The organism is Paenibacillus sp. JNUCC 34 (assembly GCF_058269055.1).
The window spans coordinates 146533-166195 of the sequence record NZ_CM177770.1 but is presented as its reverse complement, the minus strand read 5'-3'; the positions used below and the strand labels follow the sequence as shown (position 1 = coordinate 166195).

Here is a 19663-nt window from a genome sequence, read left to right as displayed (position 1 = left end):
GAGTTGATGGATACGAAGGATTTATCTATATTTAGAAGCGTTAGTGCGAGAGCACACTTTACAGCCGCTTATGACCAAGCGCTAAGCGAGTGGCCGGTTTCTTACGAATCCTCCCTTGTTACAACTGACTTCGGAACTACCCATATGATTAAATGCGGTAATAAGGCGAATCCACCTCTACTGCTCATTCATGGAATGACCGCAACCTCGCTCATGTGGAGTGCAAACATTGCTGAATGGTCCAAGAATTATTATGTTCATTGCATTGATGTCCCTGGAGACTTTGGCAAAAGTACACTCCTAAAGCCGCTTTCAAGTAAAGAAGCAGCAGCGCAATGGCTGTTGGGGCTAGTCCGTGAACTGCAATTGGGCTCGTTTCATTTATTGGGGCATTCCATGGGCGGTTTTTTGTGTTTGAATTTTACGGTAGCGTATCCATCTTGCGTACATTCGCTTGGGCTTCTGGCACCTGCGGGCTCCTTTGCGCCGCTTTCAAGGATGTTCTATGTAAAGATGTTTCCTCCTGTGATGTTCCCAAAACCGTGGCTTATTGATCACGCATTCAAGTGGTGCATGTCGAAGCATAATAACCTGGAGCTACTTCCTGAGTCCTACAGGTCACTGCTTACAGCGAGCTATCAGAGCTGCGTCCCTCGCCTCGGGCTGCTTCCTACCGTATTCACAGAAGAAGAACTGTCGCAGCTCCCAATTCCTACCTTACTCATGGTCGGGGAAGACGAAGTCATTTACCGCCATTCCATCAAGACCGTTCAAGCGAAGGCGAGCATCATTCCAGATGTCACGATAGCAACCATCCCGAAAGCAGGGCATCTCTTAAGTGTCGAACAGAAACAACGGATTAACGAGCTGGTCATTGATTTTCTTGGAAAACACCCTATAAGCTCTAACAAACAGTAGATATGACTAAGACATGACTGAGAGGACACTAGCGTTATGGATAAACTATCGATCGGCCGCATGGCCGAATTGAATCACACCTCTGTGCAAACGCTGCGCTATTATGCCAAGCTGGGGCTGTTAAAGCCTGAGTATGTTGATGAAAGCACGGGTTACCGTTACTACGGAATCAAGCAATGCGCCAGACTGGATATGATCAACTATATGAAATATTTAGGCATGTCACTCGACAATATTAAAGCTTGGTTCGACAGCGAAAATGTTGAATCGATCCCCGAGATGCTGCGGCAGCAAGCGGTTCTCATTGAGCACAAAATGAAGGAACTGGATCAGATGAAAAAAGCGGTCCAAGTCAGCATTAAAAATTACGACACGTATATGAGCGCTCCGGGCGAAGGGCATATCGTTCTGGAGCGCATTCCGGAGCGCAAAATTTATTGCTACGACAGCAACGTCAATATTTATGAGAATACACTTGAAACGTACGAGTATATACTGCGGGAACTGCGTGCCCAGGCGATCGTCAACCATCTGCCAATGGCTTACTTTTGCAATGTCGGCTCTATTATCCGGCACGATGCAATTGAACGGGGACATTTTGTATCGACGGAAGTGTTTTTGTTCGTAGATCCCGATTTTGAAATGCAGGCTGGCGTGGAGATCATCCCGGAACACGACTATTTGTGCATATATTGCGACAGTTTCTTTCATGAACGGGAGTATGCGGGCAAATTATTCGATTATGTGAAGGATCAAGGCTACGAGGTGGTTGGGGATTACATTTGTGAAGTGGTAGTGGAACTGCCGGTATTTCATCATGACGAGCGGAATATGTTTATGAAACTACAAGTTCCGATCAAAAGGAGTTGACTCTATAGTTACTATAGAGTTTATGATAAGGGCATAGGAGCTCCCAATATTATATTCCCATCATAGTTTGTGAAAATAATAACAATGTAGGAGGTTGTCCACATGAAAGAAAGAATTAGAGTCATTCAATACGGCTGCGGTAAAATGGGACAGGTTTTTCTCAGATATCTGTATGAAAAAGGTGCAGAAATCGTAGGGGCGATCGACATGAATCCGAACGTCGTCGGCAAAGATGTAGGTGAGGTAGCAGGTTTAGGCGTGAAATTGAATGTTCCTATCCGCTCCGACGCCGAGCAAGTATTTAAAGAATGCGACGCGCAAGTGTGCATCATTTCGACGACAAGCTTAATGACAGATATGTATGACGCTTTTGAATTGGCGGCTCGTCACGGCGTGAACGCAATTAGCACATGTGAAGAAGCGTTCTATCCTTGGACAACCTCCCCTGCGCTGACCAACCGTCTGGACCGGCTTGCCAAAGACAACAATTGTACCTTAACCGGTTCGGGATATCAGGATGTGTTCTGGGGCAATTTAATTACGGTATTAGCGGGCGCAACGCATCAGATTACTAGAATTGAAGGCATGTCCAGCTACAATGTCGAAGAGTACGGCATCGCGCTTGCAGAAGTTCACGGAGCAGGCTTGACACTTAAGGAATTCGAAGAGAAGATTGCCAGCAACAACGATCTTCCGTCCTTTATGAGAAACGCTAACGAATGGCTATGCTCACAGTTTGGATGGACCATTAAATCGATGGATCAACAATTGATTCCGATGACGCATGATCAAGATCTTCATTCCACTACACTTGGCAAAACGATTCCTGCTGGCGATGCCACTGGCATGTCTGCGGTCGTTACAACCGTTACCCATCAAGGACCGGTCATCGTGACAGAGTGTATCGGCAAAGTGTATGCTGAAGACGAAGTGGACCACAACGATTGGGTCATTAAAGGTGAACCGAAAACAGAGGTAAACATCGCTTGCCCGGCAACGGTAGAGCTTACATGCGCAACGGTGGTCAACCGTATCCCTGAGTTGCTTCAGGCTCCGGCTGGCTTCCACACAACCGAGAAAATGTCTCCTGCCCAATACCGCACATACCCACTTCATTACTATGTCAAATAAATGAATGGCCATAAGGCGACGGCTCGCAGCTGTCGCCTTTTTCTGCATTCCCCCTTCCTACACCATGTAAAGATACATTTTGGAACAACCATTTGGCAGAGGCATGCAATTCGTTCATAATAGTTACGTACATTACCAATACTCTGTAAAACAATAATTGGAGCATCTTACTGAAAGAAGGCTTCTGATAAAGGAGAAAAATATGCATGGCAGAAATAATGGATTGGAAAAATGGTGCTCACGGGCATAAATTTATAGCTTCTTTTAGTGGCGGAAAGGATAGTACTCTAGCTCTATATAAAGCAATGAAGGTTGGAGAAGCCGTTGGTCTCATCGTCATGTTAGAGGAGGGAGGACAACGATCCAGATCTCATGGGATGCCGCCAGAACTAATACATGCCCAAGCCGAATCCATAGGGTTGCCTGTATATACTGCTGCTGCGAGCTGGGATGATTATGAAACCATCTATATGGGTCTTTTAGAAAAAGCTAAGGATCAGGGAGCCGAAGTGTTAGTAACGGGAGATTTGGATATGCCTGCCCATGGCTGTTGGCATGACAAGGTTACGAAAAATGCGGGACTAAAGCTTGGGATGCCTCTTTGGGAAATGGATCACCGAGAAGCTGTCGATGAATTCATCAATCTGGGATTTGTAACGGTTATTGTAACTGTAAATCTATCCTTAGGAATGAGGGAAGACGATTTAGGACGGACGTTGACTCATGAATATATAAAGGAGCTTGAAGCCCGTGGTATTGACCCTTGTGGAGAAGGCGGAGAGTTCCATACTACCGTAATAGATGGACCTATTTTTAAACATCCTATTCCCGTTCGTTCATGTGAGATCTTGAGGAATGGGGATTATGCCTTTTTGCCTTTGGAGTTAGATTTAATCTAAGATAACATTTTAATTAAGCCTTCGGAAATGATTCCTGAAGGCTTCTTTGCATAAGAGTAACCATTATTCTTTAGAGGCTTTCAATCTAACTTTCAAGGGCAACCGGAAAAATATATGCTATAATGTCCTCTATTCAAAGGCAATCATGTTTAGGGGTGATGGGAATGTTAGAGCGTTCCATGGAAAATGTAATGGAATCAGTGAAGGAAAGGAAGTGGTGTAAAGAAGAGCTTTTCCTTCATGAGTAGCTCTTCTCATTAAAAATGAAAAGAGGACGATTACAATGAACAAATATCAAAGTATAAGCAATGATGGATTTAAACTGAATTATTGTGTTAAGGGAACCGGAAAACCCATATTGGTAATAGGCAGCAGCGTATATTATCCACGCCTATTTTCGGAAGATTTATATGATACTTTTCAGTTTATTTTCCTTGATCATAGAGGATTTGTGAGACCGCCCCGAGCTCTGGAACCAAAAGATTATATATTGGATAAAGTATTAGATGATATAGAGGTGGCAAGGCAGGCTCTTGGCTTAACCAATTTCATCATATTAGGGCATTCGGGACATGCTTTTATGGCATTGGAATATGCTAAGAAATATCCTGACCATGCCCAAAAAGTTGTCTTATTAAATTCAGCACCTACAAATAGCGAGGAAAGACAGAGTCAAAGTGTTGCATTTTTTAATGAGACGGCAAGTCCAGAAAGAAAGAAACAGTTTGAGAATGACATTTCTCTGTTAGAAAGTGACATCATGAAGGACCCTGAACGGCGATTCGTTCACATGTGTATTCGGATGGGAGCCCAAAGTTTTTATGACTATACATTCGATGCAGCTTACATGTGGGAAGGCGTATATACGAATATGCCAATTATCGATCATCTGTGGGGAGAGGCATTCGGGGAGCTGAACCTTATACAATCACTGGTCGGCTTTAATAAACCGATATTTATTGGCTTAGGCAGATATGATAATTTGGTAGCTCCTGTTTCACTTTGGGATTCTGTTGATGACATGTATGAGAACGTGAAGAAAGTGATCTTTGAGTACAGTGGTCACAATCCCATGTTTGAAGAACCTCAATCCTTCGACAGGGAACTAATCAAGTGGATTGGCGAGAGTAAATAAGGATTCCATTTATACATTAACGAAAAGGGGCTCTCCCAAAGTCAGCTTAAAATGACTTTGGGAGTAGCCCCTTTCAACAATCTCTAAATTCGAATATCCACATGCTTATAGCCTGTACGCTTATCGTTCGAATCCTCTTCCTTGTTGTTTGGATTAACGTCAGACGCATGATTCACGTCTTCACCTTTCTCCTCATTAGCTCTTTCACGAATCGCATCTGATTCTCGCTTAACATTATCGGTCGATTCTGTTATCTTGTCATGGACATCTCCAAGTGTTTCACCTAAATTCTTATCCAGTACTTTCACACGGCTCTCAATCTCAAAGACCATATCACTCTTACTGGATGAAACAAAGCCCCTGCCGGCATCCAGACTCATTTCCTTGTTTAAGACGTGTAGTTCTCGCTCAAGACCCTTCTTTGTCAAACTCATGGCTTGAGCCTTAGTGTAAGTCAGATCAGCTAAGGCCAAACTAGTCATACCCATCGACTGCCCCTTTTCTGGATCAGCATTGACAACTTCTTTCTTCGGAGTCTCTTCATTCTTCTTCTGCGTAAGTTTGTCCGTTTGCTTCTGCTTAATCTGAGAATCGATCTCTTGCATCTGACTCTTCAGATCCTTAATCCGAAGCTGCTTTTCCTTCACGTCCATCTTACTTTCTGTGGCCTTCTGGATTTGCTCTTGGAGTTGAGTCTTCATCTTCATTAACTGCTGGATCTCACGATCCATACTATTACCCAACGAGCTGATTGGACTATTCAATGTATAATTAGCACTGTTATTTGAAGTCGCTGAGGAAATATTCATGGTATTACCTCCGTAAATATTTTATGACCTACTCTAGTTATCGGTATACCCTCTCTTATATTGCATAGAATAGCCGTTTTTCATAAACAATTTGTTATACAACTTTACATACGCAAATAACCCCCGACCTATAGGTTGGAGGTTATTGTTTCTTTGGGCTATGGATGTTCTTTACGATATAGCTCGCGACTCTTATAACCTGCCTGAAGAATCATCTTCATTTCTTCTCGGCGTTTTGCTTTTGTTGCCTCTTGTTTGGCGCTATAAACATAACGTGCCCAATCTTTGCGGTACCCGGGGGTAAGCGATTGGTATAAGGCAAGCAGCTCTGGCGTATCCTCCAAATCCTTCTCCACACTTGGAATCAAAGCAATATAATCATCTACACATTGACTTGGTTTCGAAGAAGTCTGGCCCTTGCCTTTAGCATCCTCTTTTAAACCGACAACGGTAAAGACATCATCCAGTCCGACCATGCGCGCAAATTTGATGTTGCTTGTCCCGATATACCCCTCCTCATCGCTACCTAGACCCGCTAACAAATCATCGCGATGAATAAATGTGGCGTACACTTTATTTCCCTTTTTAGGATATGCGGCAAAGAGATATCCATTTGTATTAAGATGCTGCTGTTCAATTACACGGTCAACAAGTTCCTTTAGTGACTCTATATCTAACACAAAAGCAAATATGAGATCATACGCACGCTCTTTGAGCATCGTATCATAGCCTGTCAGCTCTACAAAATAATCTGTTCCTTCAGGCTGATTCAATATTGCCACTTGCTCGTACTTGTGTAAGCGCAGCTTCTCTACGATTGATTTAGACAATTGTGCTTCATCCCTTTTTGATAACATATTTGAATGATGATTATGTTGCCTGGACCAAATCCTTTAACATGAACTCTTCTACTACCTTGGCCACGCCATCATTCATGTTCGTATCCGTAACATAGTCGGCCAATTGTTTAATTTCTTCCGGTGCATTGCCCATGGCTACCCCAAGGCCTGCAAATTCGAGCATGGCAACATCGTTGTAACCATCCCCCATCGCAATAACTTCAGATCGCTCGATCCCGAGCTGCTGGATCAGATGATTCAAACTCGTCCCTTTGTTCACGCCATCTTCCGTAAACTCCAGGAAAAAAGGCTTAGAGCGCATGACATTTAGTTGCCCTGCCAGTTTCACTTTTAATTTTTCCTCAACTAGAACCAGTTTATCCGGCTCTCCCACCATCAGCACCTTAACGACAGGTACTTGAACAGCCTCTACGAAGCTAGACACCTCAACAACCTTCATCCCTGTAATTTGCGATTCGATCAAGGTATATTCGTTGGCCGAAGCCGTCACAATATCATCGCCTACATAAGTTAGAACGGATACGCCTTCTTCGATACTCATTTCATATAAGGCATGAGCCATCTGAGGCATTAATGTACTGCTGAACGCCTCTTCTTGCGACCTCCAGTTAATGATCTTCGCTCCGTTGAACGACAGAATATAGCTTCCAAAGCGATCCAGATTCAGCTCTTCTGCCAGTGCCTTCATGGCATAGGTTGGCCGTCCTGATGCTAAAACCACTTTAACGCCAGCCTCTTGAGCAGCCATCAGCGCTTGTTTGTTACGGGAGGAGATCGTCCCGTCATCACGAAGCAGTGTATCGTCTAAATCCAACACAATCATTTTATATTTCATTTTGCAGCATCCTTTTACTTATCTAATAGAGTAATTACATCTACTATATCATTTCTCGAGAGCGATAAGGTACGCTAGTTCGCTAGTTCCTCATGAGAACATAAATCAATAAGAGCTAAAATTTACCATTTATAAAAAGTCTAGATTATCGTCTTTTGGGAAAAATACACTTGGGTTAATCAGTAATGATAATAAAAATATACCTTGGACTGGAGACATGAAGATGAATATTACAGCAGGAAGAAAGGTCGTTTTAGTTGGGACAGGAGCAGTTGGTTCAAGCTATGCCTACACTTTAGTGAATCAAAATTTATGTGATGAACTAGTCCTTGTCGATTTAAATGAAGCAAAAGCAAAAGGTGATGTTAAGGACTTAAATCACGGAATTGTTTATGCACCTTCTCCTATAAAAATAAAATTTGGTACGTACGAGGATTGTAAAGATGCGGCTATTGTTGTGATAAGTGCTGGAGCAGCACAAAAACCTGGTGAAACGAGACTTGATTTAGTCAACAAAAATGTGAATATTTTCAAATCAATTGTAAAAGATATTATGGATTCTGGCTTTAATGGAATATTTTTAATAGCTACGAATCCTGTAGATATTTTGGCATATGCAACATGGCGATTTTCTGGCTTACCTAAAGAACGTGTTATTGGTTCAGGTACCATTTTAGATAGTGCAAGATTTCGCTATTTATTAGGTAAAGAATTCAATGTAGCTCCAACAAGTGTTCATGCTTATATCATTGGTGAGCACGGTGATTCAGCAGTTCCCGTATGGAGCTCTGCAAATATTTCTGGAAATCTTATTACGAATCATTTTTCAGATAAAAGAAAAGACGAAATATTTGTACAGGTACGTGATGCAGCTTATCAAATTATTGAGTCTAAAGGCGCGACATATTATGGGATCGCGATGGGGTTAGCGAGAATAACGAAAGCCATATTACAAAATGAAGATGTAGTATTACCCGTTGGCTCACTAGTAGAAGGTGAGTACGGTCACAGTGACGTCTATATTGGTGTACCAACGATCATAAATCGCTCAGGTAGAAAAGACATCGTTGAGATTTTATTAAGTGATATTGAAAAAGAAAAGCTTGAAAAATCCGTTAAAACATTAAAAGAAATAAGGAGTATCTCGTTATAAAGTGCGTGTTCAAAAAGGTCGGTTTTCAGCACCGAGAAGGTTGGATGAAGCTAGGGACTGAGGAGCGGAGCGTACGTTTTGGGTACGTGAGCACCGGAAGGAACGGCTGAATTCAAGATTCGATGCCGAGCCCACTTCCTGATTCACTTCGTGATCAAAAGCGGACTTTTTGAACAACCTCTTAAAGTGAAAAACATACAAAAAGGGAGTAGTCTAACATGTTAGTAGAAACCTATAACCCATTCAATAATCTGATGATCTCCTCACTTGTTGGAGCTATTCCCATTGTTTCATTTCTTTTATGTTTGACCATATTTAAGATGAAAGGGATCAATGCAGCCTTACTAAACTTGGTTGTTACTTTTTTGATTTCGATGTTTTTATTTGGCTTACCATTCGGTGAATCAATGGGCAGTGTGATACAAGGTGCAGTTCAAGGCATCTGGCCAATCGGTTACATTATTATAATGGCAGTTTGGTTATATAAGACCTCTGTAGAATCCGGAAAATTTGACATATTACGTGCAAGTATTGCCGGCATTTCACAAGATCAGCGTCTTCAGCTTTTACTCATTGGTTTTTGTTTTAATGCCTTTCTTGAAGGTGCTGCGGGTTTTGGTGTACCCATCGCAATTTGCGCCGTTCTATTGGTTTCCTTAGGATTCAAACCACTGCAAGCTGCCATGCTATGTCTAATCTCTAATGGTGCTTCTGGAGCGTTTGGTGCAATCGGAATTCCTGTTGCCATAACAGGTACCTTAAATTTAGAGGGTAATGTTACTTCCATGGATGTATCAATGATGACGGCATTTACGTTACCGATAATTAATTTTACAATTCCATTTTTACTCATTTTGTTAATTGATGGGTTCAAAGGGATTAAAGAAGTTCTGCCAGCCATATTAGTCGTATCTACCACCTATACAGTATCTCAAGCTATGATTACATTAATGATGGGACCTGAATTAGCTGATATCATTCCTTCATTATTAGCTCTAGGGATACTGGCGTTATTTTTAAGAAAATGGCAGCCAAAGCATATCTTTTTACTAAATGATCAAGCGGTTCAAACGGAAAAACATTCTGTAGGTGATATTATCAAGGCTTGGTCTCCATTTTACTTATTAAGTATATTTGTTTTAATATGGAGCCTGCCTGCATTTAAAGGTCTGTTTACAGAAGGCGGGGCTCTAGATTTTACTACATTAACCTTTAAATTACCAGGCTCTACGCTAAGCTCAAAAATTGATTTAATAAGTGCAACAGGTACAGCCATCTTATTGGCAGTCCTAACAACAATAATAACTACAAAATCCATCGGTTTCTCAAAAGGATTTACACTCTTTAAAAAAACAGTTTCAGAATTTTGGATTCCGATCTTGATGATATGTGCAATTCTAGGTATCGCTAAATTAATGACTTATGGCGGATTAACAAGTGCCATAGGTGAAGAGATTGCGGCAACCGGAAATTTCTTTCCATTACTATCGCCAATCTTAGGTTGGATAGGGGTATTTATGACGGGGTCTGTCGTGAACAATAATACATTGTTTGCACCAATTCAAGCAACAGCAGGTAATATTATAGGAACAAATCCAGCATTATTAGTTGCTGCTAATACTGCAGGGGGCACGATGGCAAAACTAATTTCCCCACAATCCATTGCTATTGCAACAGCCGCTGTTGGCGAAACAGGTAAAGAATCTGTTTTAACGAGAATGGTTTTAAAATATAGCATAGGTTTCTTAACCTTTGTATGTATTTGGACATTTGTATTATCGTTGATATTGTAGCTCAAGCCATTGAACAGACGAAAGACGTGACGTGCTTGATCGTTATCAGTGATCAAGCCTGTACACGTCTTTCGCTTACTTTTTCGCTTATCTCCTAAGTGTCTCTATTTAGCTTTGCTACCAAGACCGCATCAAGTTGTGTTTTTGCTTGCTCTTTAGTGAGTGTACCCGCTTGTGACTATTTTGATGTCCTTATCTCCACTGAAATCAATCTCCCAATCAATACCAAGAGCTTGAAGTTGTGTTTTCACTTGCTCTTTAGTGAGTGTACCCGCTTGTGATTGGTTCAAAATCGCTTTTACCTTTTCTAGAGTAGCGTCATCGAGGTTAGCAGGTTTACTTACTTTGTTTGTTACTACTTTGATGTCCTTAGCTCCACTGAAATCAACCTCCCAATCGATACCAAGAGCTTGAAGTTGTGTTTTCACTTGCTCTTTAGTGAGTGTACCCGCTTGTGATTGGTTCAAAATCGCTTTTACCTTTTCTAGAGTAGCGTCATCGAGGTTAGCAGGTTTACTTACTTTGTTTGTTACTACTTTGATGTCCTTATCTCCACTGAAATCAATCTCCCAATCAATATCAAGAGCTTGAAGTTGTGTTTTCACTTGCTCTTTAGTGAGTGTACCCGCTTGTGATTGGTTCAAAATCGCTTTTACCTTTTCTAGAGTAGCGTCATCGAGGTTAGCAGGTTTACTTACTTCTCCTTGTATTACCTGTTGTCCATTTCCAATAGTTTGTGTTGTTGGTGCTTCAGCAGCGAATACAGACCCATAAGAGGCGAGAGCAAAAACAGCACCTAAAGCAGTAGTAGCCAATTTCTTTTTCATAGTAATCAATCTCCTTCGTAAATGTATTTTTCTTGACGCCTTCATTGTAATATCATTATCTGGAGTTAGGATGGAGATCAGGTAGAGTCTTAGTATTTATACCGAATGTTTCTCCACATAAACTACAGATAACGCGGTTATAATACTACACGAGGTGATATATTGAAGAACTTTCATATTCTTGTGGTAGAAGATGACCTAGACATTCAGGAATTAATTAAACAATTTTTAATGACACAACAGTATAGTGTTGAGGTTGCATCAGATGGAATAGAGGGAATGAAACTATTTAATAAGCAATCTTTTGATTTAATTCTTTTGGATGTAATGATGCCAAACCTTAACGGATTTGAAGCTGCTAAAATGATTCGAAATCAGTCAGATGTACCTATCATTTTGCTAACCGCATTAGAAGAAGAACAGGATCAATTGAAGGGCTTTGATCTTGGAATCGATGATTATATTACGAAACCTTTTTCTTTTCATATATTGATTAGACGGGTCGAGGCTGTACTGAGAAGAAGCAATGATCTAAGTACGAGTAATCATTTAGTTTTCAAAGAAATGCAAGTCGATTGCGATGCATATAAAGTTTATGTAAATGAGGTTGAAATCCCATTAACGACAAAGGAATTCGAAATTGTACAACTACTGCTTCAAAATGAGAAAAAAGTACTCACAAGGGAAAGCATTGTCGAAAAAGTTTGGGGATACGATTATTACGGAGAAACACGTATTATTGATACACATATTAAAAACATACGAAAAAAATTAGATATCCCCTACATTAAAACAGTGAAGGGAATTGGTTATAAAATTGATGAATAAGATATTAAGAACGATGAAGTTGAAGCGAATTACCTATAAACTTTTCCTGACTACATCTCTCATTTTGTTAGCCTTTGCAGTCCTGATTTATTTAACTTTATACTTCTTTCTCCCTTCATTTTATGAGCAGCATAAAACAAATCAGCTTCAAACCGGAATAGAAGAAATAATAGATAAATCTAAGGATCTCACTTTTGAAAAGGCCATACCGCTTCTTGGAGAGTACGCACAAAAAAATAACGCAACGCTCTACCTTCAAAATAAAGAAGGAACCATTATTTTTTCTCCTTTTTTGTCTTTTATACAAAGTGATTCACCTGATGATATAAAGTTCGGTGCAACAAAGCCACCGGGGACATCAAATGCATATAATGTTTCAGTGCCCATTCAATTCCAAGATGGTAGCTTAACGCTCGTCGTGTCCGCAACATTTCAACCTATTAGTGAAGCTACACAAGTCTTAGCACTTTTCCTCCCCTATACCAGCATCATTGTCGTTGTTATTGGTATAGGAAGTGCTTACTTATATTCGAGGTTTATTACAAAACCACTCCTTTACATTAATCAAGGAGCACAAAAGATGGCGAACTTGGATTTTTCCGAAAAAATTGAGGTCCGTTCCAATGATGAATTGGGGGAGTTATCCAAAAGCTTGAATGAGATGTCAATTAATTTACAACAAACGATGCTTGATTTACAAAAAGCGAATCATCAATTAAAAAGCGATATTGAAAAAGAAAGAGAGATAGAAACAAAACGCAGGGAATTTTTTGCAATTGTCGCGCATGAATTAAAAACGCCTCTTACGGTTATGAAAGGATACTTAGAAGGGATGATATACAATATTGGTCCGTATCAAAATCGCGACCAATATTTAAAGAAAAATCACCAAATTATTGAGAGTATGGAACAACTAGTTCGTGAGATTTTAAGCATGTCAAAACTTGAACAACACACCTTTAAACTACAATTAGAAGAAGTAAATCTCTCAGAATTAATGAATGCTCTCATAAAAAATCTCGGTTTTTTTGCTTCTCAAAAAGACATTCAAATCATTAAACAGATTGATTGTCACCTTACCGTGTATACAGATCGTATTCTTTTAGAAAAAGCCTGTAAAAATATTATTCATAATGCGATTATGTATTCACCGCATGGCGAGAAAGTATATATAAAGCTAACTCAGGATTCAAAACAACACCACATCCAAATGAAAGTCATCAATACAGGTGTGAAAATTAAAGAAGAGGAAATACAACATATTTTCGAACCATTTTATCGAATCGAAAAATCAAGAAATCGAAATACAGGGGGAAGTGGCTTAGGCTTATATATTGTAAAGCAAATTTTCGAAGCCCTTTCTATTACGTATTCAATAAAGAATACAGAACAAGGAGTACAATTCACAGTTACCATTCCATTATCCATAAAGTAAGCAACAAAGTCTCGATCTCATTTCAATTAGGAGGAAATGAGATCGAGACTTCATTTTGTACATCTTCTGAGTCTGAACTAAGGCCCTGTCTTGCCGCTTACAGACCCATCTTGATCTTGATAAGGAGGAGATATTTCCTCTTGATTTTGCATCATTCTATCTTCTTGATATACATCTGTTTCTTCTGGATTCAAGTCTGAGTTATCCCTTGAATTCAACACATATAGAAAAGCACCAACTAAAATACCAATCGTCACTACTACTAAACCAATGGGAGCTGCTATTCTTTTCCACATTTTTCTCATTCCCTTACAACTTTTTGACTACCAAATTTCTTTTTTCGAGATACAGCGCTGTATCTGATTGTCTAGCCACTTCTTGTGAATGAGTGACTACAATGATACATTTGTTTTCTTTATGAGCAAGTTCTTTAAATAACTCGATAATATCCATGGAAGTTACTTGATCTAGATTCCCAGTGGGTTCATCGGCAATTAATAAACCCACATTACAAGATAATGCACGAGCAATCGCCACACGCTGTTGCTGACCACCGCTAAGCTGTAATACCTTTCTTTTGGCTTCTACTTCGGTCAACCCTACCTTTTCTAACAACTCAAGCGCTCTTCCTTTTTTGTCTCTCACCTCGACTCCTGTAATCTCCATTGCCGTAACTACATTTTGAAGAGCGGTCATATACGTAATGAGATTATAGGATTGAAAAATAATGGAGACATGTTGGTTTCGATAGGAATCCAACCCTATCTTCCGTATATCTGTTCCTTTGTATAATACAGACCCGCCTCTTGGGATATCTAATCCGCTTGCTAAACTAAGGGTCGTTGTCTTTCCGGATCCGGATGGTCCTAAAATGGTATAAAATTGTCCGGTTTGAAACGAAAAGTTTACATTATCTAGTATAGTGATCTTTTTATTATTGCTTTTATAATGGTAATTCAAATTTTCGAACTGCAAAATAGTTTCCATGTGGATCCCCCTACTCATCTTTTAGTAAAATATCTTTTGGATTCAATCGAAGAATCGATAATGCTGGAAGAATGGTTGATAAGACTGCGATTAATAGACCTAATCCACCTAACTTCAACAAATCTTGGGAGCTCACACTTATATCAATATTATCAATAGGATCTACATCTTGACCTTGGTCATCATTCATTCCAAACATGAATCCTGGATTATTTGCTCCCTGCTGCTCCTCTTCAGAAGAAATAACTTCTTTCTGCAATAAACTGTCTCCCATTTTTTGAGATACTGTCCCACCTGTAAAGATAGAGAAGCTAAATGCCAAAGCAGCTATACACAACACTTCTACTAAAAGTTGTCCGATTAACTTCCCTTTTTTCTCGCCAATCGCAAGTAAAATCCCCAATTCTTTTCGACGTTCTTTTATGGTCAACATAATGATAAGTCCTAAGATTATAGATCCTGTAATTGAGACCAGGTATATAATCCATTTTGAAGTTGATGCTACGTTCTCAATAGGGCCTACCATTTTTTTGTATAATGCATCATGAGCATCTAGTTTAAATAGGTCAAAATCAATGTCTGTTTCTTTACCCTCTGCTTTAAAAGCATCGATATCATGTGGATCCTTTAAATAGTAAATAGCCTGGTCAATTGGTGTACCCTTCATATCCTTATTTTCCGAAAATTCTTTTAACGATTCGTACGAGACATATACTTTGTTCGATGGATGAAACAGAGGCGGTGCCGATTCCATGTTGGCATCTACCGTGGAAGTTTCGTAAATCCCTAATATTTCGAACTCTACTGTCGATGTAGCATCTGTTGATGTGATCTTTAACTTATCACCAACTTGTAGATCGTTTTGTTCAGCTAACTGTTTTTCAATCAGGGCTACATTCTTATCTTTGTCTTCTGCTGTTATTGGACGCCCCTCAATTATTTCATTCGTTTCTTCTGTAAATTCTTTCAATAAATCAGAACTTCTCACACCATGAATGAATGTATTTGGCATTTTCATATTCCCTTGGTCTCCACCTATGGATCCCCCAATCGCTTCTCCCTCGTTATCACCATTAATGGGAGTATAGCTATCCGCTACACCTTGACTATCTTTTAGATAGTTAAAATCTTTTACATAAGTTGATTCTGCTAACTTATCTGCTTCCTCTGTAGACATTTCTGGGCGGTGTATTCTTTCATTAGGATTTTCACTTCTCTGCTTTTGAACGTATTTTTGAAATTTTTCCCCGTCTAAACCTAACGTCACGTCGACTCCTAACTCTTTTCTGGCGAGATCATTCGCTGTTTTTGTAACATTTTGAATGGCGAATCCCGCTAACACTAAATTGGTAAGAACTAAAAATACAGCAAATAGGATAAGAGATTTTCCCTTTCTTGCTTGTATACTTAAAAAAGCCCGTTTAATAAAATTCATAATTACTAACCTCCTCTGATATCTCTAATTTAAAGGACTAATCTGGAGTCTATATGGAGATATCGAGGATTTTATCTAGAGATATAGGGGACTTTGTGTGGACTGGCTCTGATTATTGTGTAATCGACATGCGCGGTTGGGGTTTAGAGAAATCCTCCTCATGGGAGAACCTGAAGATATCGCTGAGGCAGCTATGTATCTCATGAATAACAAATCTAAAAGCAAAAAATGAGGGCACCCATTATCCATTTGGGTGCCCTCATAAAGTATTAACCAAACTGTTTCTCATCGCTAGTCGTATGGCAAACCCCACTTGTTAAAGAGCCTGAAATAGCTGCTCTCCTTTTGTCTGGATGTACCTATACATCACACCACATACCACCATCATCATTATTCCAATGCCTAACGAGATGAGATTGCCATTTACATGGGATAAAAGAAGCGATATAGCAAATGGAATCACTAGACTGATGAAACCTATCAACATGGACACTAAGACCGATGCACTTTGTTTGATCACCGTAACTTCACTAGTCCACTCCAGGTTAGGAAGTTTCAAGTTAACAATAACACCCAACATCGCTGAATAACAGGCAAATATCAATGGGATAACAAGCAATAGCAAGCTTTCAATCCATCCCGTGCGCAACGATATCATGAGCATCACACAACTGACAATCGAGATCGGCATTGTGATGGTGAGATTCACCGCAACTTTGCTAAGCAGTATGGTCTTTTTCGGTACGGGTGAGCTTTTTAGTATCCATAAATTGTTGCCTTCAAGAGAAATGGAGCTTGACGTTGTGCAGCTTAAAATTACGAAAAAAGAAACGACTAAAGGAGCCAGTTGGCTCAGGTAATCGGACAATTGTGGGATTTCTATCAGTTGCCCAAGTTTCTCCGAGCTCATAAACAATAAAGTAATCGACATCACGAGTAAAAAAATCATGCCAATACTCGTATTCAGCACATATAAGGAAGAACTAATATATCGACGCAGCTCCTTCTTATACAATGCACGAAAAGGTGATGATGTTTCTAGTGGCTTCATTATATATTTGCTGCTTGCATGAGAGGTCGTTAAGCCTGTGTGTATAACTTTATATCTAGTGCCAAGTACAGTGGTAAATAACATAAACGCAAGCACCGAAAACGCGATGAATAATAACAATGAACCAATCTCATACGAGCAAACGGCATCTACATACATGGCTGCAAGAGGATACAGCTTAAATATCATATCTGCCAATTGTGTACTCATATCAGCAAGTACCTGCTCGTTTCCATTTATACGGAACGAACCAATCATAACTCCAATAATTACAACAAAGGTTAATATGAGGCTGATCATTCGACTCGCTTTAAAACGGGAGGAAATCCAGCTAATCAGTGCGCCAATAACGGTTGCAGCAATGATGGGTAGTAATGGAATAAACAAGAGTGCAATTAGAAAAAACAGATAATATAGCGCTTCAGGATTCACTTTTATTGCATAAACCGCACCAGCTGGCAGCATCACCATTAAAGTGAAAAATAAATTCAGCACATAGAGCTGAAGAACACGGCTCGCTACAACATGGCTTGTTTTGATAGGCAACGACATGACCAAATCGAAATCTTTAAAGCTAAATAATACTCCACTTGCTTTATAGATCGTTGTAAAGAATCCAACAATAGAAGTTACAGCCATCATAATGGCAAGCAGCAGATCCATACGGCCTATTTGTTCAAAGTTCTGTGCCATCATGAAGCTGTATCCAAATGAAAACACTGCAATCATGATCACACCAATTAGAATGCCGATGCTTAGCAGAAGCAATTTGCGTCTTTCCTTAACATCGCGCGTATGCAATGCTTTATTCAAGCCAAATGATGAAAGCAATTGTATCTTTGTTAATCTCCATATATTAGTCATTGTCTATCAACTCCAAGAACACATTCTCAAGGCTGTTGTCACCCTTTACTTCTTCTGTCTTGCCATGAGTTATCAATTTGCCCGCTTTAATGATAGCAATCTTATTGCAGAGCTTTTCTGCCACATCCAGTACATGAGTTGAGAAGAAGATTGCACTACCCTTGCTGCACAGATCTGCCATGATCGTCTTTAACATGTGAGCAGCCTTGGGATCAAGTCCAACAAAAGGCTCATCCAGCACTAACAATTTTGGTTTATGAATGAGAGCTGAGATTATAGCGAGCTTCTGCTTCATACCATGAGAATACGAGGAGATCATACCACCCAAATCGGCTGTAATCTGAAAAGCATCACCGTATTTTTTAATGAGTGATTCACGATCCGCTTTGGATACGCTAAAGAGATCGCCAATAAAATTCAAGTACTGTATGCCGGTAAGATGATCGTATATATCCGGGTTATCAGGAATATACGCAGTAACTGCTTTGCAGGCAACTGGATCTTTCTTAATCGAGATGCCGTCAATTTCAATGTCCCCTTCTTCAAAGTCAAGGACACCAACTACTGCCCGGATCGTCGTTGTTTTCCCTGCACCGTTATGTCCGATAAAGCCGTAAATATCGCCCTTCTCAACCACTAAATTCAAGTCGTCTACTGCCTTCTTGCCACCCTTATAGCTCTTGGTAAAATGTTTTATTGTAAGCATTCTTCCTTCACCTCATTATTGGAATATACAGAATTTTGAACAGCATCATTACTTCTTCCCCGTACGCTTTCTACTAGAATAACTATAATACGTCTAGCCTATGCTGAAAGTTCATTTGTACCCCAAATTTCTGCGAGCAGCATTCCTGTTCACAGATGCTCCGTTTTGTCCTGAAAACATGCCGCTATTTATGTTTTCTTATTCCCTCACAGGTAAGTTCACCGCCATAACAAGTAATTAGATAAGACTTCGAGTGTTTTATACTAATGTATTTTTCAATAGCAGTAAGTTATGATTCTAAGTAGAATGTTTATTGATAATTTTGGATTTTTATATTGAAAAGGATTGGGTGATTTTTAGTGGAAAATATTCTAATTATTGAAGATCACGAAGATGTCAATCACATGCTGGCAGAAGCATTGATCGATGCAGGTTATAAAGTGAAATCATCCTATACCGGTGTCGATGGAATAAAGGAAATCAAAAATAAATCATATGATTTGATTCTACTTGATATTATGCTTCCCTACAAAAGCGGGGATGAAATACTTAAAGAAGCGCGGGAATTTTCTGAAACCCCTGTCATTGTCATCTCCGCAAAGGATATGGTTGGCACGAAGATTGATCTTTTGAAGCTGGGGGCGGATGACTATATCACAAAGCCCTTTGATTTGGGAGAAGTTATAGCACGTGTAGAATCCAATCTACGGCGTGCTCATAAGCAATTACAAGAAAGCAAAGTTTTTCGTTATAAGGACTTGGCACTGGACGACAATACAAAGCGCGTTACTATAGATGAGACTGAAATGGAGCTAACTGCAAAAGAATATATGATATTGGAGCTGCTACTTAAGCATGGCGGCAAGGTTTTTACAAAATCGAACCTGTATGAATCGGTCTGGAAAGATGAATATCTCGGTGATGATAATGCGGTTAAGACTCACATCAGCAATCTGCGTAATAAGCTAAAGAAAGTAAATCCGAATGAGGAATATATCGAAACGGTATGGGGCTTGGGTTATCGTCTATACAAAGAATGAATTATCTGTTTCCTAACTATTTTTTTGCTCCCCTTAACCTTTTCTAAACCAATGGCAAGTAACCTAAAGTCAGAAAGGATAGGTGAG

Annotated in this window: 19 protein-coding genes; 10 read left to right on the top strand and 9 right to left on the bottom strand. The window is 39.8% G+C overall.

All coding sequences use genetic code 11. The features are described from left to right. The first annotated feature begins 6 nt into the window (after positions 1-6). From AC2TF5_RS00715 to AC2TF5_RS00695, 5 genes are all read left to right on the top strand, one after another. A complete protein-coding gene (locus AC2TF5_RS00715; RefSeq protein WP_491300397.1) occupies positions 7-918 on the top strand; it encodes an alpha/beta fold hydrolase in 912 nt (303 codons plus the stop codon). Between the two features lie 36 nt (positions 919-954). Continuing rightward, positions 955-1788, top strand: a complete 834-nt coding sequence (locus AC2TF5_RS00710; RefSeq protein WP_491300396.1) for a MerR family transcriptional regulator — start codon at positions 955-957, stop codon at positions 1786-1788. 102 nt (positions 1789-1890) lie between these two features. After that, positions 1891-2919 (top strand): NAD(P)H-dependent amine dehydrogenase family protein, encoded by a 1029-nt coding sequence (locus tag AC2TF5_RS00705; RefSeq protein WP_491300395.1) that lies wholly within the window; start codon positions 1891-1893, stop codon positions 2917-2919. Positions 2920-3125: 206 nt separating this feature from the next. Beyond that, positions 3126-3818 (top strand): Dph6-related ATP pyrophosphatase, encoded by a 693-nt coding sequence (locus AC2TF5_RS00700; RefSeq protein WP_491300394.1) that lies wholly within the window; start codon positions 3126-3128, stop codon positions 3816-3818. Between the two features lie 283 nt (positions 3819-4101). Next, entirely contained in the window at positions 4102-4953 is an 852-nt protein-coding gene (locus AC2TF5_RS00695) for an alpha/beta fold hydrolase (protein WP_491300393.1), read from the top strand. A gap of 83 nt (positions 4954-5036) precedes the next feature. On the opposite strand, the gene AC2TF5_RS00690 is transcribed toward AC2TF5_RS00695, so the two are convergent. From AC2TF5_RS00690 to AC2TF5_RS00680, 3 genes are all read right to left on the bottom strand, one after another. Continuing rightward, a complete protein-coding gene (locus AC2TF5_RS00690; protein ID WP_491300392.1) occupies positions 5037-5762 on the bottom strand; it encodes a FlxA-like family protein in 726 nt (241 codons plus the stop codon). A gap of 158 nt (positions 5763-5920) precedes the next feature. Next, the gene (locus AC2TF5_RS00685; RefSeq protein ID WP_491300391.1) at positions 5921-6592 is read right to left on the bottom strand and encodes a YdeI/OmpD-associated family protein; all 672 of its coding nucleotides are present in this window, start codon (positions 6590-6592) and stop codon (positions 5921-5923) included. A 40-nt stretch (positions 6593-6632) separates the two neighbouring features. Then, entirely contained in the window at positions 6633-7457 is an 825-nt protein-coding gene (locus tag AC2TF5_RS00680; protein WP_491300390.1) for a Cof-type HAD-IIB family hydrolase, read from the bottom strand. Positions 7458-7680: 223 nt separating this feature from the next. Here AC2TF5_RS00680 and AC2TF5_RS00675 point away from each other — a divergent pair, with 223 nt between their 5' ends. Both AC2TF5_RS00675 and AC2TF5_RS00670 read left to right on the top strand, forming a co-directional pair. Next, positions 7681-8610 (top strand): L-lactate dehydrogenase, encoded by a 930-nt coding sequence (locus AC2TF5_RS00675; RefSeq protein WP_491300389.1) that lies wholly within the window; start codon positions 7681-7683, stop codon positions 8608-8610. Positions 8611-8828: 218 nt separating this feature from the next. Next, on the top strand, positions 8829-10403 hold the full coding sequence (locus AC2TF5_RS00670; protein ID WP_491300388.1) for an L-lactate permease: 1575 nt from the start codon (positions 8829-8831) through the stop codon (positions 10401-10403). Between the two features lie 155 nt (positions 10404-10558). Here AC2TF5_RS00670 and AC2TF5_RS00665 read toward each other — a convergent pair whose 3' ends face one another. Next, complete coding sequence (locus AC2TF5_RS00665; RefSeq protein ID WP_491300387.1) at positions 10559-11230, bottom strand: hypothetical protein; 672 nt, start codon at positions 11228-11230, stop codon at positions 10559-10561. 162 nt (positions 11231-11392) lie between these two features. On the opposite strand from AC2TF5_RS00665, the gene AC2TF5_RS00660 reads away from it, so the two are divergent. Both AC2TF5_RS00660 and AC2TF5_RS00655 read left to right on the top strand, forming a co-directional pair. Further along, positions 11393-12058 carry a response regulator transcription factor gene (locus AC2TF5_RS00660; protein ID WP_491300386.1) on the top strand — a complete coding sequence of 222 codons (666 nt, stop codon included), beginning with the start codon at positions 11393-11395 and terminating at the stop codon, positions 12056-12058. Beyond that, the gene (locus AC2TF5_RS00655; protein WP_491300385.1) at positions 12051-13493 is read left to right on the top strand and encodes a sensor histidine kinase; all 1443 of its coding nucleotides are present in this window, start codon (positions 12051-12053) and stop codon (positions 13491-13493) included. The genes AC2TF5_RS00660 and AC2TF5_RS00655 overlap by 8 nt, the downstream gene beginning before the upstream one ends. Before the next feature lie 77 nt (positions 13494-13570). Here AC2TF5_RS00655 and AC2TF5_RS00650 read toward each other — a convergent pair whose 3' ends face one another. The 5 genes from AC2TF5_RS00650 to AC2TF5_RS00630 form a co-directional block, all read right to left on the bottom strand. Further along, complete coding sequence (locus AC2TF5_RS00650) at positions 13571-13789, bottom strand: hypothetical protein (protein ID WP_491300384.1); 219 nt, start codon at positions 13787-13789, stop codon at positions 13571-13573. A 13-nt stretch (positions 13790-13802) separates the two neighbouring features. Continuing rightward, positions 13803-14480: an ABC transporter ATP-binding protein gene (locus AC2TF5_RS00645; protein ID WP_491300383.1), complete on the bottom strand. Its 678-nt coding sequence runs from the start codon at positions 14478-14480 to the stop codon at positions 13803-13805. A gap of 10 nt (positions 14481-14490) precedes the next feature. Then, positions 14491-15915, bottom strand: coding sequence for an ABC transporter permease (locus tag AC2TF5_RS00640; protein ID WP_491300382.1), 1425 nt, complete (start codon positions 15913-15915; stop codon positions 14491-14493). A 316-nt stretch (positions 15916-16231) separates the two neighbouring features. Then, positions 16232-17830, bottom strand: a complete 1599-nt coding sequence (locus AC2TF5_RS00635; protein ID WP_491300381.1) for a putative ABC transporter permease subunit — start codon at positions 17828-17830, stop codon at positions 16232-16234. Beyond that, entirely contained in the window at positions 17823-18536 is a 714-nt protein-coding gene (locus AC2TF5_RS00630) for an ABC transporter ATP-binding protein (protein ID WP_491300380.1), read from the bottom strand. Before AC2TF5_RS00630 ends, AC2TF5_RS00635 begins: the two co-directional genes overlap by 8 nt. Before the next feature lie 359 nt (positions 18537-18895). Between AC2TF5_RS00630 and AC2TF5_RS00625 the strand changes: the two genes are divergently transcribed. After that, complete coding sequence (locus tag AC2TF5_RS00625) at positions 18896-19576, top strand: response regulator transcription factor (protein WP_491300379.1); 681 nt, start codon at positions 18896-18898, stop codon at positions 19574-19576. Positions 19577-19663: the final 87 nt, after the last annotated feature.